The organism is Clostridium lapidicellarium (assembly GCF_041224415.1).
In the GTDB taxonomy this organism is placed as follows: Bacteria; Bacillota; Clostridia; order Clostridiales; family Clostridiaceae; genus Clostridium_B; species Clostridium_B lapidicellarium.
Genome location: NZ_JBGFFE010000024.1, coordinates 1 through 13662, shown reverse-complemented (window position 1 = coordinate 13662; position 13662 = coordinate 1). Strand labels below are relative to the sequence as shown.

General features: G+C 35.2%; 15 protein-coding genes and 1 pseudogene. 12 read left to right on the top strand and 4 right to left on the bottom strand.

From position 1 onward, the window contains the following. Window positions 1–86: 86 nt before the first annotated feature. The 4 genes from AB8S09_RS13180 to AB8S09_RS13165 all read right to left on the bottom strand — a co-directional run bounded on the left by AB8S09_RS13180 (window position 87) and on the right by AB8S09_RS13165 (window position 3264). Window positions 87–1244, bottom strand: a complete 1158-nt coding sequence (locus AB8S09_RS13180) for an aldo/keto reductase (protein WP_369869288.1) — start codon at window positions 1242–1244, stop codon at window positions 87–89. 132 nt (window positions 1245–1376) lie between these two features. Further along, complete coding sequence (locus tag AB8S09_RS13175; RefSeq protein WP_294183492.1) at window positions 1377–2015, bottom strand: ABC-2 transporter permease; 639 nt, start codon at window positions 2013–2015, stop codon at window positions 1377–1379. Then, window positions 2015–2875, bottom strand: a complete 861-nt coding sequence (locus tag AB8S09_RS13170; RefSeq protein WP_294183490.1) for an ABC transporter ATP-binding protein — start codon at window positions 2873–2875, stop codon at window positions 2015–2017. Before AB8S09_RS13170 ends, AB8S09_RS13175 begins: the two co-directional genes overlap by 1 nt. A 14-nt stretch (window positions 2876–2889) precedes the next feature. Then, window positions 2890–3264, bottom strand: a complete 375-nt coding sequence (locus AB8S09_RS13165; RefSeq protein WP_294183488.1) for a GntR family transcriptional regulator — start codon at window positions 3262–3264, stop codon at window positions 2890–2892. Window positions 3265–3519: 255 nt separating this feature from the next. Here AB8S09_RS13165 and AB8S09_RS13160 point away from each other — a divergent pair, with 255 nt between their 5' ends. The 12 genes and pseudogenes from AB8S09_RS13160 to AB8S09_RS13105 all read left to right on the top strand — a co-directional run bounded on the left by AB8S09_RS13160 (window position 3520) and on the right by AB8S09_RS13105 (window position 13528). Further along, complete coding sequence (locus AB8S09_RS13160) at window positions 3520–3996, top strand: methylated-DNA--[protein]-cysteine S-methyltransferase (RefSeq protein WP_294183485.1); 477 nt, start codon at window positions 3520–3522, stop codon at window positions 3994–3996. Window positions 3997–4009: 13 nt separating this feature from the next. Next, a complete protein-coding gene (locus AB8S09_RS13155) occupies window positions 4010–4843 on the top strand; it encodes a deoxyribonuclease IV (protein ID WP_294183483.1) in 834 nt (277 codons plus the stop codon). Between the two features lie 127 nt (window positions 4844–4970). Beyond that, window positions 4971–5624, top strand: coding sequence for an HAD family hydrolase (locus AB8S09_RS13150; RefSeq protein ID WP_294183481.1), 654 nt, complete (start codon window positions 4971–4973; stop codon window positions 5622–5624). Window positions 5625–5641: 17 nt separating this feature from the next. Then, complete coding sequence (locus AB8S09_RS13145; RefSeq protein WP_294183479.1) at window positions 5642–6220, top strand: class I SAM-dependent methyltransferase; 579 nt, start codon at window positions 5642–5644, stop codon at window positions 6218–6220. Window positions 6221–6437: 217 nt separating this feature from the next. Further along, window positions 6438–7124: a Crp/Fnr family transcriptional regulator gene (locus AB8S09_RS13140; RefSeq protein ID WP_294183477.1), complete on the top strand. Its 687-nt coding sequence runs from the start codon at window positions 6438–6440 to the stop codon at window positions 7122–7124. A 79-nt stretch (window positions 7125–7203) separates the two neighbouring features. Then, window positions 7204–7518, top strand: coding sequence for a thioredoxin (gene trxA / locus AB8S09_RS13135; RefSeq protein ID WP_294183568.1), 315 nt, complete (start codon window positions 7204–7206; stop codon window positions 7516–7518). 363 nt (window positions 7519–7881) lie between these two features. Next, a pseudogene (locus tag AB8S09_RS13130) lies at window positions 7882–9230 on the top strand (peptide MFS transporter). Then, a complete protein-coding gene (locus tag AB8S09_RS13125) occupies window positions 9223–11064 on the top strand; it encodes an aminopeptidase P family protein (protein ID WP_369869287.1) in 1842 nt (613 codons plus the stop codon). The pseudogene AB8S09_RS13130 and the gene AB8S09_RS13125 overlap by 8 nt, the downstream one beginning before the upstream one ends. Window positions 11065–11302: 238 nt before the next feature. Beyond that, window positions 11303–11479: a hypothetical protein gene (locus tag AB8S09_RS13120; protein WP_294183469.1), complete on the top strand. Its 177-nt coding sequence runs from the start codon at window positions 11303–11305 to the stop codon at window positions 11477–11479. Window position 11480: 1 nt separating this feature from the next. After that, window positions 11481–11975, top strand: coding sequence for a siphovirus Gp157 family protein (locus AB8S09_RS13115; RefSeq protein WP_294183466.1), 495 nt, complete (start codon window positions 11481–11483; stop codon window positions 11973–11975). Between the two features lie 15 nt (window positions 11976–11990). After that, window positions 11991–12782 carry an exodeoxyribonuclease X C-terminal domain-containing protein gene (locus tag AB8S09_RS13110; protein WP_294183464.1) on the top strand — a complete coding sequence of 264 codons (792 nt, stop codon included), beginning with the start codon at window positions 11991–11993 and terminating at the stop codon, window positions 12780–12782. 119 nt (window positions 12783–12901) lie between these two features. Next, window positions 12902–13528, top strand: coding sequence for a FlxA-like family protein (locus AB8S09_RS13105; RefSeq protein ID WP_294183461.1), 627 nt, complete (start codon window positions 12902–12904; stop codon window positions 13526–13528). The last annotated feature ends 134 nt before the right edge of the window (window positions 13529–13662 follow it).

Below are 13662 nucleotides of genomic sequence, written 5' to 3'. Positions count from 1 at the left end.
GGCACAAAAAAGCAGAAACTCTCAATTGAAAGAGATTTGTGCCGCTGCCTGTCAATGTCTGTAATGTTAAGCTTGTATAAATAAAATTAGAGTGCGGGTACTTTTTCAAAGAGATCTCTCACATTTTTCAATTCCCTGCGGATTGTAATACCCTGCGGGCATAGAGATTCGCATCTGCCGCATTCCTTGCATTTTGACGCCCTGTTTTCGGATGAAATAGAGTTATAGGTATCATCATCTTTTCCAAAAATACTGTAATTGTTATAGGCGCTGAAACACCCTGGAATATTTACACCAGATGGACATGGCATACAGTATTCGCAGCCTGTACAATTGACTTTTATCTTTGCATTGAATACATCTTTGACTTTGTCTATTAATTTAAGTTCCTTTTCTGTCAGTGAATTTGCCCTGGCTTTGTCTGCTGTTTTTATGTTCTCCTTAACTTGTTCCATGGAATTCATTCCACTTAAAACAACCTTTACTTCAGGATGGTTCCATACCCATCTCAATCCCCATTCGGCCGGTGTCCTTTTAAAGTTCGATCTGTCAAAGGTATCCATTGCCTCTTTAGGCAGGCTGTTTACAAGTTTTCCCCCTCTTAAAGGCTCCATAATTGTAATTCCAAGACCTTTTTGGGCTGCATATTTTAATCCTCTTGTCCCTGCCTGAAAGTTTTCATCTGAGTAGTTGTACTGCATTTGACAGAATGACCAGTTGTAATAATCTACTATTTCTTTGAAGAGATCCAATTTGTCGTGGAAAGAAAATCCTGCATATCTTATTCTTCCGTCTTTTATGGCAGAATCCAGAAATTCATCCACACCGTTTTCCTTTACCTTTTTCCAATTTTCACGGTTAAGTGAGTGTATAAGATAAAAATCTATGTGATCTGTTTGCAGACGTTCCAATTGTTCATTTAAATATTTATCCATGTCACTTCTCTTGGTTATCAACCAGCTGGGAAGTTTTGTGGCCAGATTGACTTTTTCCCTGTAGCCGTTTTTCAATGCCTCTGCTACGAGAGGTTCGCCTGCGCCTCCCTTTGTTGAACTGTTTCCATGATAAGTATATGCCGTGTCTACATAATTTACACCCCTGTCAATTGCATATCGGATTATCTTTATGGCTTTTTCCTTGTCAATTTTAGTGGAATCACCTCCAGAAAGTAATGGAAGCCTCATACATCCAAAACCTAAGATTGAAACCTTTTCCCCTGTTTTACCGAAATTTCGGTACAACATTTGTATTCCTCCTTTTATCAACATTTTAGTCAAGTGATTGTACAAATATCATAATGTATACTAAAATATTATGTATACAACTATTATTGTATACAACAGCGGTGAATTTTGCAATTATTTTTTGTACCTAAATCAGAGGTCCTTGTTTTTATAGACCTTGTATGACAGGGCAAATGACAGTGAAAATATTATTAAGCATACTGCTGTTATGGCAAATTTCATTGTAGTATCGGGAATACTGTCCAAGTAAATGAAAATATGCTGAGCTCTTTCACCGAATATTTTTGCAAGTGCTATAAAAATAAAGAATATTCCTAGAAACAATATCAGCATTACATATCGTGTTTTTAAATATCCATATTTGAAATACAAGGGGAAAAGTGCACAGCTTAGGAAAAGAGCCCCTATTAATCCTCCTGTTATATCTTCAACATTTATTATCCTTGGTAATTGTACCATACCTGTATATTTTGCGAAAATAAAAAGTAAAAATGAAATCGCTATGCTTATAAGTGCAAATATGAATACAGCTAAGTATTTTGCCGCAACTATGTTTATTCTGTTTATTGGCAGGCTGTTCAATATTTTTTCAGCTCTTTCATCTTGATAGAAGCTGTTTGTTAAAAATGCATAAGTGGTAAAAGGGACAAGAAATGAGTAAAATGCACTGATATTGTTTTTAAAGCCGGTAACCAGCAGCATTGAGGCTATTATAATTATGATGAAAGTTCTTTTTTGTATAAGTATGTCTTTTAAAACCAAATTCCACATTATATATTCCCCCTTACGGTGTATACCATGATATCGTCCAGCGTGGCTTTCTCAATTATAACCTTGTCTTTGAACAGCTTTTTTATTTCAGAGCTGTTATTGGTCAAACCTTCGAATCCAAAGGAATTTTCCCTTACGCCTATGAATTTTTTCCTGATGTCGGGCTGCAGCAGATTTTTATCACCTTTTACAATGCCGTAACTCTTTAAAATACTGTCTTTTGTATCTGAAAAAACTATCTTGCCGGAATTTAAAAAAGTGATGTAATCCGCTATTTTTTCAAGATCTGTGGTGATATGGGTGGAAAACAGTATGGATTTGTTTTCGTCCTGAATTATTGAGCACAGTATATCCAGCATTTCACTTCTGAAGACCGGGTCCAGGCCTGATGTAGGTTCGTCCATTATAATGAATTCGGCATTGTGGGAAAGGGCGATGGCAAGAGAGTACTTCATCTTCATTCCTTTGGACAGCTGCTTTATTTTTTTATTTCCGGGTAGATTGAATTCATCCATATATCTGCTGAAAGTTTCGTCATCCCAGTCTTTGTAAAAACGGCATATGATATTTTTCATAGCAGTTGTAGTCAGATCATCGTAAAAATAATTTGCGTCGTATACAAAGCCTATTTTCTGTTTTATCTGTCTTTCATATTTTAAATTGTCCAGGTCAAAAACATTTATAGTTCCTGAATCTTTTTTCACAAGATTCATTATGAGTTTTATAGTGGTACTTTTACCTGCACCGTTTGGACCAATGAGTCCCATGATATATCCCCTCGGAAGATTGAAGCTTATGTTATCCAGCATGAAGCCTTTGTAGATTTTGCTTAGATTTTTAATTTCGAGAATATTGTCCATGATTTTTCCTCCATTTATATACTTTCATATAGAACATCTAATATTTCCTTCAATTCTTTTTTGGTAAGACCTATGATCTTACTTTCTTCTATAGCTTCCATCAATTTGTCTTCAATTGATTTGATCTTTTTTTCCTTTAAAAGCTCTTTATTCTGTGATGATACATAAGAACCTTTTCCGGGGACTGTTTCGATAAAACCTTCTCGCTCCAATTCCTCATAGGATCTTTTAGTTGTTATTACGCTTATTTTTAGTTCCTTGGCAAGATTTCTGATTGAAGGCAGGGGATCTCCTTCAGAAATATTGCCCTTTATTATATTGTCCTTTATCTGTTTTGCAATCTGTTCATAAATAGGATCCTTTGACAGGTTGGAAATAATTATGTTCATAAATAGTACTCCTTCTGAGAATAATATATACTGTATATATTCGAATATATACAGTATATACAATATTCATATTTCTGTCAACGGAGAATTTCAGGAAAAGGCAGTTTGAAAAAGCAAAGCTGTTTACATAATGAGGAGACATATTACTGGCAAATCGTTAAATTTATGAAAAGATATGTATTTGTGATATACTGTGTTTAGAAAAAACGTGAATTTAATGGGACATATAAAAATTGGTTGAAATGGGGAGAAAATATGAATAGAATAGTTTATTACAATACTGTCATAGGCAGAATATGTATTGTGGAAAATGAAAAATCCATTACAAATCTGTATTTTGAGAATAGTTTCCACAAGGTGAGATATGATATTGTAGAGGAAACACCTCTGTTAAAAAAGGCAAATCTGGAACTTGAAGAATATTTTAATGGAAGCAGAAAATTGTTTGATTTGCCTCTTGCCCCCGAAGGTACAGAATTTCAGAAAAAAGTGTGGAGTGCACTTGGAAAAATTCCATATGGAGAAACCCGCAGTTATAAGGAAATAGCCATGGCTGTGGGAAACCCAAAAGCTTTTAGGGCAGTGGGAATGGCAAACAATAGAAACCCTATTCCGATTTTTATTCCTTGCCACCGTGTTATAGGTTCCAATGGAGATTTAGTAGGATACGGCGGTGGATTGAATTTAAAGGAGAAACTTTTGAAAATAGAAAAAACAAATGCAGCACTTTAATGGAGGTATTAATATGTTGAATATAGGTTGTCATTTATCGGCTGCAAAGGGGTATGAAGCCATGGGAAAAGCAGCAGTTAAGATAGAAGCCAGCACATTTCAGTTTTTTAGCCGTAATCCCAGGGGAGGGAAAGCTAAAAAAATTGATCCAAAAGATGTAGAGGGACTTTTAAAAATCATGAAAGAGAATAAATTTCCCATTATTATGGCCCATGCGCCATATACTTTGAATGCCTGTTCTGCAAGTGAAAAGACCAGAAAATTTGCTTTTGAGATCATGAAGGATGATTTGAATAGAATGGAATATCTACCCCATAATCTATATAATTTTCACCCGGGAAGTCATGTAAAACAAGGTGTTGATATTGGTATAAAATATATTGTAGATATGCTCAATTCCATATTGAAACCAGAACAGACCACCACTGTCCTTCTTGAAACAATGGCTGGAAAGGGAACGGAGATTGGAAGAAGTTTTGAAGAGCTGAAGCGTATCATGGATGGGGTCGCACTTTCTGATAAGATGGGGGTATGTCTTGATACCTGCCATGTCTATGATGCAGGCTATGATATTGTAAATGATCTAGATGGTGTCTTGAATAAATTCGACAGAATAATTGGCTTGGACAGGCTTAAGGCAATACATTTAAATGACAGCAAGAATCCATTTTCAAGCCACAGGGACCGCCACGAAAAAATCGGCCGGGGTTTTATTGGTAAGGAAGCTATTGTTAGAGTTGTAAATCACCCTAAATTGTGTCATCTTCCATTTTTTCTGGAAACTCCGAATGAACTGTCGGGTTATGCCGGGGAAATCAAGATGTTGAGGGAGTCTTACATGTGGTAATGTTCAAACTGTTTGCGGCAGCATTGTCCAATCTCTCCAGAGATCATGGACAAGTTGGGGTGTCAACCCGGTGGTCAAGCTACCCCCAGGAGCTGTAAATAAATTGTAAACAAAAGGAGAACTAACTATGAATTATAATGGAGCTATCTTTGATCTTGACGGTACACTGCTGAATACAATCGATGATATGGCCAATTCAATGAATGCCGTGTTGAAAAAACATGGATTTCCCGTGTATGATACGGGAAAATACAGATATTTTGTTGGAAATGGTATAGGAAAATTGGTCTGGAGAGCTCTGCCGGAAGAGGAGACGAATGAAAAGATGGCAAGTTTGTGTCTATCTGAATTTGTAGATGAATACAATATGAGATGGCATGAATTTACAAAGCCCTATAACGGAATAGGCGAACTATTGAATAAGCTCCGCAATATGGGAATCTGTCTGTCTGTGCTCTCAAATAAGCCCGATAATTTTACAAAGGCGATAATTGACAGATTTTTTGGATTAAAAAAATTTGATTATGTTTTTGGCTCAAGAAAAGATGTTCCCAAAAAACCAAATCCAACTTCAGCTCTGGAGATATCGGAGCTTTCAAAAATTTCACCTTCAAAATACATTTACCTGGGAGATTCGGGTGTGGATATGAAGACGGCTAACAGGGCCGGAATGTATGCAGTAGGCGTTACATGGGGATTTAGAAAAGCTGACGAACTTCTAAAAAATGGCGCCAAACTCCTTATTGACAAGCCTCTTGAACTTATTGATTTTATTAAATGAAAGGAGATAAATTGACAATGCCGCATAAATTTAATTACAAAGGCAAATGTAAGCTTGATAATGAAGAAAGAAGAAAAATATTGCCGCCGGAGAAAATTCTTGCTGAATTTGGACTGGGGGAAAAAGATGTAATGGCCGATATAGGCTGTGGCATTGGCTATTTTACCTTATCCGCCTCTAAAATTGTGGGAAATGGCGGCAGGGTATTTGCAATGGATATTGTGCCTCAAATGATTCAAGAAGTTAAAGTGAAAATAGAGGAGAACAATATTTCCAATGTGGAAACGGTCTTGACGGAAGAAAATGATTTGAAATTGGAAAGCGGCAAAGTGACATTTGCATTTATGTGTGCCATGCTGCATGAAGTAGAAAATAAAGAAAAGTTCTTAAATGAAGTAAAAAGAATAATGGTATCTAACGGGAGAATTGCTGTTGTTGAGTGGAAAAAAAGCTCTGATAAGATGGGTCCGCCTGTGGAGGATAGGCTGGAGGAAGCGGATTTAACAAAAAAATTGGATGAACTTGGATTTTCAGATATACTGTCCATAGATATGGGCAGGGACTTTTATGGAATAACATCGCAAAAAAGCAGCTGAGTCCTATTTTTGAGCCCTGTAGTAATTATGTGTGTATATTTATTTAAATTTTATCAAAATAGTTTTATGATGATAGGTAGTATTGTCATAAAACTATTTTTTATTGCTGGATAATAAATGTTAATGTGACTAAGTCACTTAAATATTCAAATAAATGATTTATAATAAAATTCATAAGAGACAAGTTAATTGATTCAAAATTATTATGGAGGGAAAAATGGTTAACCATGATAAAAATTTAAGTAGCAGGTTAAAAGATATAGAATCTTTATATAAGGCATATCCGGTGTTGAAAAAAATTAGCATGGATAATGGTGGAATAATAGAAAGAGAAGCAGTTTTTAAGACCATTTATTTTGATGAGTATCTAAAATTAACGTTGGAAACATGCAGGGGAGTTTTATTTGTCATAAAAGGTACAGTAAAAATACAAAAAATTAATGAAGAGGGAGATGAAACCAACCTTTATAATATAAAAAAGGGGGAGTTTTGTCATGAGACTTTAAGCTGTTTATCAAAGCTGGAATCTTTAAAAATAGTGGGTAGGGCCATTCAAGATTCTGAAATATGTGTAATTCCAGTTAAAATAGTTGAAAAGTATTTTATAAAGGACAAAGAATTTTTATCATGTGTATATAAAGATCTATATAATAAATTTAATGCCGTTATAGAGAATAAAGAGAGAATAATTCATGAGTCTTTAGAATCAAGGCTTGTCAGGGTACTTCTCAATAAGAACAGCAGGGTGATTTATACAACCCATGCTCAATTGGCTTTTGAGGTTGATTCAGCCAGAGAAGTTGTTAGCAGAAGGCTAAAAAGCATTGAAAAAAATGGATATATAAAGTTACAGAGAGGCAGGATAGTAATACTTAAAGATCTGAATGAATTGTTAAAAGATTGAATTTATATTTTAAAACTCAAGGCCAGGTATTTTCATTACATTTTGTGCCTTGAGCGAAGCGAAAGGAATGGATATAAAAATGGAAAAAATAAATGATATGGTATTTAACGAAGAAGTTATTGCAAATGACATGCCGGTAGTTGTGGATTTTTGGGCTCCATGGTGTGGACCTTGTAAAATGGTTGGCCCTGTTATGGAAGAATTGGATGAAAAATATTCTGGAAAAATAAAATTTGTTAAAGTAAATGTGGACGAAAATCCAATAACTTCGCAGAAATTCAGGATATCAAGCATACCGACTATAATGGTATTTAAAAATGGAAAGGCCGTAGAAAATATGGTTGGATTTAGGCCTAAATCAGATTTTGAACAGGTATTGAACAGATACATTTAACGTACTCCCAAGAGATACTCTGTCAGGAGATATTCTTGGTAGAAATAAGAACCTCTGCCGGTATTATCTTTCCGGAGGGGTTTTATTTATGTTGAAATAGCTGGCTGTGATCCTGTAAATCAGAGAGGAGCTTAATCTTAGACTGTGGAGAAAATAAAAATTATTATATTAATACTGTAAAATTATATAAAAAAGTTTAGTAATAGTGTATAATAAAAAAGTACACTGATTTTTTAGAATACTCTGCTTTTTGTTAAGTTAGATAAAAAAACAAATTTTCAGAAAAATGTTATTTAAAAGCTATTGTGTATCTTCAAATGAAGGTACTTTAGATATATATTTAATTTTTATAGGGGGGATAAAATGGAAAGCGTGCAAAGAAGACCATTTGGCTTTTATGTATGTTCATTTGCCTTTACATTGGAAAGGTTTTCATTTTACTCGGCAAAATGGTTACTTACAATATTTGTAGCTACTGCTGTAGTCAGCGGAGGACTTGGTCTTACTACTGCTGATGCGGCGAAAATGTCTGCAAATCTAGTTGCTTTTACTTATCTTGCACCATTGATTGGAGGTATTATTTCCGATCGTATTGTAGGTGCCAGATATCTTGTTCCAATTGGAATGATTTTAATGGGAGTGGGTTATCTGGTAGGATGGAAAGCTTCAAGTGCTGCTATGATCAATCTGATGATTGTTTTGGTTTCTGTTGGAACAGGTTTATTTAAATGTCAGAATAATGCTATTACGGGAAGACTTTTTAAGGATCCAAAACAACTGGATTCTGCGTTTTCTGTTCAATATTCTTTTGTCAACATCGGTTCTTTTATTGGTACGACGATCATAGGTGTGCTTGCAGGAACTAAGGGATATTCTTTTTGCTTCCTAATTTGTGCCATAGTTATGTTTCTCGATGCTGTTTGGTTTGTCTTCGGGTGGAAATTTCTCGGAGAAGCAGGTAGGAAACCATTTAAAGTTGATGAGCGTAAAAGATCGAAAGAAAAAAACCGGCAGAAGAAAAGAGACCTCTTACAACAACAGAAAAGAAAAGAGTGGCCGCTATTATTTTAGTATCTTTTTTTTCTGTAATATTCTGGGTGTTTTGGTACTTGGCATATATGCCTGTATATTTCTATTGGGGTGGAGATCATGCAGCTGCAAATTGGATGATAGGCAGCTTCAAGGTTCCGACAGCTTGGTTTGATTCATTAAATGGATTGATGTGTATTACATTGGGACCAATTCTGGGCAAATTATGGACAAGATTGGCCAATAGGCCCCAAGGTGATTTGAGCATGTTCAAGAAAACTTCTTTGGGGATGCTGTTACTAGGTCTGTCGTATATAATATTTGCAATGGCAGATGTTGTAAGAGGAGGACAACTTGCATCACTTGGATGGATTATAGCATTTGGTGTAGTATTGTCCTGCGGCGAAATGGTATTCTCACCGCTGGGGAATTCTTTCATAAGTAAATTTTCCCCGCCTAGGTTGTTGTCAACAATGATGAGTGTCTGGGTGCTTGCCGTTTTCGTTGCTGGAAAATCCTATGGATGGGTGTATGAATTTACATTGAAATTCAAATTTTCAACTGTATATTTTGTAGTCGCGGCTATTGCTATTACAGCTGGTATTATTCTTTGGTCATTAGATAAAAAATTGAACAGTTTGGTTATAAAAGATGATGAAATAAACAATCAGGTTAATGTTTGATAAGTTAGATTATAAATTGAAAGAAGGAATAAATGTGAGTCAAAACAAAAGGGAAATAATTTCAAAACTGAGAGTGCTTATGGGTGAAAATGGATTAGATGCTTGTATTATTCCATCTTCAGATTATCATCAAAGTGAATATGTGGGGGAATTTTTTAAGGCAAGAGCTTATGTATCAGGATTTACAGGTGATGCCGGGACAGTTGTCATTACGAAAGACGAAGCAGGGCTCTGGACTGACGGTAGATTTTTTTTGCAAGCCGGGTATCAGCTTGAAGGCAGCGGAATCAAGCTTTTTAAAATGGGCAATCCAGGTGTACCTACTGTACCTGAATATTTGGAAGCTAAAATACCCAATAATGGAAAATTGGGTTTTGATGGACGTCTTGTTACCTTACAAGAGGGAAAAGATTTGGTCGATAGGCTTGCCAGCAAAAATGTAATGGTTGAGTATAACCATGATCTTGTCAGTAAAGTATGGAAAAATCGTCCTGAACTGGCAGATGAACCTGTTTTCATACTTGAAGAAAAATATTCTGGTGAAAATACAGCATCCAAATTGTCAAGGGTAAGAGAAGTTATGAAAAAAGTGGTTGCAAATTACCATGTGATTTCAACCTTGGATGATATTGCATGGCTGCTTAATATACGCGGAAGCGATATTATGTATTCACCGCTGGTTCTCTGTTATGCAATCCTTTCGATGAAAAAAGTATATTTATTTATTGAAGAAAACAGGCTTGATGACAAGGTTAAGGATGTTCTAGCCAAAGATAACGTAGTGCTGAGACCCTATAATGACATTTATGGATATGTTAAGGGTTTTAAGAATGATGATACCGTGCTTATAGATCCGGATCGCACCAATTATGCGTTGTATAAGAATATTCCAGATTATACTAGAATAATAAAAATGGAAAATCCGACTGTCCTGTTTAAAGCCGTTAAAAATTCTGTAGAACTTGCCAATATTGAAAAAGCTCATATAAAGGATGGAATTGCTATTACAAAATTTATGTATTGGCTGAAAACCAATATTGGGAAAACAAAAATTACAGAAGTCAGTGCTTCTGAAAAATTAGAAGAGTTCAGAAAAATGCAGGACAATTACTTATGGCAAAGTTTTGAACCAATTTGTGCTTTCAAAGAGCATGCGGCCATGATGCACTATACTTCCACGTCTGAAACGGATGTAGAACTTACAGAAGGCAGTTTTTTCTTGACGGATACCGGTGGTAACTATCTTGAGGGTTCAACTGACATTACTAGAACAATTGCTCTTGGAAAAGTAAATGGGGAACTTAAGCACCATTTTACATCTGTAGCAAGAGGTATGATGAATTTGGCACGTGCCAAGTTTTTATATGGATGTAGAGGTTATAATCTGGATGTTTTGGCTAGAGAGCCAATATGGAATCTTAACATAGATTATAAGTGTGGAACTGGACATGGTGTTGGTTATTTGTTGAATATTCATGAAGCACCCAGCGGTTTTAGATGGTATGTTGTACCATCCAAACATGAAACCCATGTATTGGAGGAAGGCATGATTATAACTGATGAGCCCGGTATTTATATAGATGGATCCCATGGTATCCGTTTAGAAAATGAACTTGTTGTTAGAAAAGGAGTTGAAAATGAATTTGGACAATTTATGTACTTTGATCCTGCAACATATGCTCCAATTGATTTGGATGCCATAGATCCAGAATATCTTAATCGTGACGAAAAGCTGTATTTAAATGCTTATCATAAACTTGTATATAAGAAGTTGGCTCCTCATCTAACTGATAAAGAGCAGGATTGGCTGAAGTTATATACGAGGGAAATTTAGAAGCCAAGTTTAGTATTTAATGAGCATAGATAATTACCACATTGGTGGTAAATATCTATGCTCATTTTTGATGATAAGTTCCAGTTTCCAAAAATAAATAAAAATTTATAACATTTGTGGAAATATAATAAATTTATTAGATAAAGATTCAATTATGGAAGAAATAAATGAGTATAGACATATAAAAAATATTTAAAATAAAATTGAAGGGCGGATGATTTTTAAAGGAGGAAATAAAATGTTACCGGAATGTTGTTATGAATATAGATACTGTAATCCGGCAGCCAAAGTATTTACAACCTGTGATGTATGCGGCAAAAATATTTTTTTTGGAGATAGCTACTACAGTATTGAAAATTTATCTATATGCAATGAATGTATAGATACCTTCAAAGTGCTGGCGGAGGAGGAGTGATATGGCAAAATTATATGAGATATCCGAAAGATATAAGAATCTGGACGAATTGTTAGATGATCCGGATTTGGAAAATGTAAAGGGAGCCATAGAACAATCCCTGAATAAAATAGATGAGGAATTCGATGTCAAGGCGGAAAATATTGCAAAGCTTACAAAAGCTAAGGAAGTTGATTCCAAAGGGTTAGATGAAGAAATAAAGAGGCTGTATGCCAGAAAAAAAACTGTGGATAATCAGATATATGATTTAAGGAATTATTTGTTCGAACACATGGAAATGTTAGGAAAACAGAAGATAAAAGGTAGTTTGTTTACACTTTCAATCAGGAAAAATGCACCTACTGTTATCGTAACTGATGAAGAAGCTGTTCCGGAAAGATATAAAATACCTCAACCATATAAATTGGACAAAATAACCATGTTGAAAGATTTGAAGAAAAATTTGAAAATAAATGGAGCTGAGATTAAACGGACTGTGAGTTTAAGTATTAGATAGAAAGGGGACATTGCTATGGAAAATACAATTATGGTGGATCGGAACGGGACACTGAATTTACTGGACAGTATGGAAATAGGGGAAGTGAGGAATACGCTGGGAAAGATATCCCAGTTTCAGTCAATTATACAGAAAACATTGAAAAATGGGCATGATTACGGAGAAATAGGAGGAGTTACAAAACCTACGCTGCTTAAGCCAGGTGCGGAAAAAATACTCATGCTTATGGGTCTTACCAGTGAATATGATATTATTGAAAAAATTGAGGATTACAATAAGGGAATATTTGCATATACCATAAAATGTATATTGAGAAAGAACGGACAAAAGATAACTGAAGGTGTTGGCAGCTGCAACTCAAAGGAAGATAAATACCGCTGGAGGTGGGTTAGAGAAGAAGATCTGCCTGCAGGGGTGGATAAAAATATGATAAAGAGCAAAACGGATGGTTACGGCCGCATAAAATACAGAATTGAAAATGACGACATATGCAGTCAGACAAATACGATACTCAAAATGGCAAAAAAGAGGGCACAGGTGGATGCAACGCTTACTGTGGCGAGTTTATCGGAAATATTCACCCAGGATATTGAAGATATGGCACAATTTCATGAATCGGAAAATTTTGAGGATATGGAATCTGGTGAACCAGTGAATATTGTAGTTGGCTTTGGAAAATACAAGGGTAAAACTTTGGGACAGATTATGGACTCCGATAAAAGATATATTCAGTGGTTGTCACAAAATGCAAAGGACATTTCAATGAGGAAGGCATGCCTGATAGTTTTAAATGAAAGTGAAAATTAAGGCGGGGATGTCAGTGCATGCCTGACATCCCGCTTTATAAAGTACTTAATCAAGTATTTAGAAAAAACTGCGATAATAAAATTGAAACTTAAAGTATTTTGTAGGAGGGATATAGGTCCATGATAAATTCAATTTCTGACTTGGGAAAGTATAATTCTGTAAGTACCAGAAAAAATGATTCCAGTGAAGATCAGATAAAGGTGCTTCGCAGCCAGGAAGCGTCAATTCAGAAACAGATAGATAGTATAAAGAATGGGAGTATGGATGTCAAGACAAAGCAGCAGCTTGTAGAGCCGCTTCAGGAACAGATCCAGAGTATAGAGGCTCAGATTCAGCAGATCCAGATATCTCAGGTAAATGATGATGGGAGTTCCAAAGTGAAAAATAAAAAACAGTCAATTTCAGATGCGTCAGTATCTGATGGAGAAGATAGGGGTAAACTTGTGAGAGATGCATTGTTTTTAAATGTTTCCAGCGTCTATGATCAGCTGAAGAATATAAGTTCTATAAGAAAAGAATTAATGGGTAAATCAGATATATTGAAGTCAGATGCTCATCTTGATGATATGACGGAAAATTATGCTATGGCAAAAAGAGAAAGAGCTGAATCGGCATCTACTTTAGGTAAAGCCAATGGTATACAGGCTAAAATTGGAAAATTAAATCATGATGTAAGTGCCAAAAGCAAATCCTTAAAAGATGATTCCCCAGATAATGAGACAAAAAAACTGGATGAATTTGCCTGATGAAACATATAAACTTTAATACTGCATTTTAAGAAGCGTTAGTATACAGCTAGATATACAGATGTCATAAATTTAATTTAAAAAAATTGTGTCAACTAATTTTGAAAATGTCCCAAAAAGTTTTAATTATTAGC

Bases quoted from the DNA above. Each gene is read 5' to 3' on its own strand.
- AB8S09_RS13180 (WP_369869288.1), bottom strand. From the start codon at position 1,244: ATGTTGTACCGAAATTTCGGTAAAACAGGGGAAAAGGTTTCAATCTTA.
- AB8S09_RS13175 (WP_294183492.1), bottom strand. From the start codon at position 2,015: ATGTGGAATTTGGTTTTAAAAGACATACTTATACAAAAAAGAACTTTC.
- AB8S09_RS13170 (WP_294183490.1), bottom strand. From the start codon at position 2,875: ATGGACAATATTCTCGAAATTAAAAATCTAAGCAAAATCTACAAAGGC.
- AB8S09_RS13165 (WP_294183488.1), bottom strand. From the start codon at position 3,264: ATGAACATAATTATTTCCAACCTGTCAAAGGATCCTATTTATGAACAG.
- AB8S09_RS13160 (WP_294183485.1), top strand. From the start codon at position 3,520: ATGAATAGAATAGTTTATTACAATACTGTCATAGGCAGAATATGTATT.
- AB8S09_RS13155 (WP_294183483.1), top strand. From the start codon at position 4,010: ATGTTGAATATAGGTTGTCATTTATCGGCTGCAAAGGGGTATGAAGCC.
- AB8S09_RS13150 (WP_294183481.1), top strand. From the start codon at position 4,971: ATGAATTATAATGGAGCTATCTTTGATCTTGACGGTACACTGCTGAAT.
- AB8S09_RS13145 (WP_294183479.1), top strand. From the start codon at position 5,642: ATGCCGCATAAATTTAATTACAAAGGCAAATGTAAGCTTGATAATGAA.
- AB8S09_RS13140 (WP_294183477.1), top strand. From the start codon at position 6,438: ATGGTTAACCATGATAAAAATTTAAGTAGCAGGTTAAAAGATATAGAA.
- trxA (WP_294183568.1), top strand. From the start codon at position 7,204: ATGGAAAAAATAAATGATATGGTATTTAACGAAGAAGTTATTGCAAAT.
- AB8S09_RS13125 (WP_369869287.1), top strand. From the start codon at position 9,223: ATGTTTGATAAGTTAGATTATAAATTGAAAGAAGGAATAAATGTGAGT.
- AB8S09_RS13120 (WP_294183469.1), top strand. From the start codon at position 11,303: ATGTTACCGGAATGTTGTTATGAATATAGATACTGTAATCCGGCAGCC.
- AB8S09_RS13115 (WP_294183466.1), top strand. From the start codon at position 11,481: ATGGCAAAATTATATGAGATATCCGAAAGATATAAGAATCTGGACGAA.
- AB8S09_RS13110 (WP_294183464.1), top strand. From the start codon at position 11,991: ATGGAAAATACAATTATGGTGGATCGGAACGGGACACTGAATTTACTG.
- AB8S09_RS13105 (WP_294183461.1), top strand. From the start codon at position 12,902: ATGATAAATTCAATTTCTGACTTGGGAAAGTATAATTCTGTAAGTACC.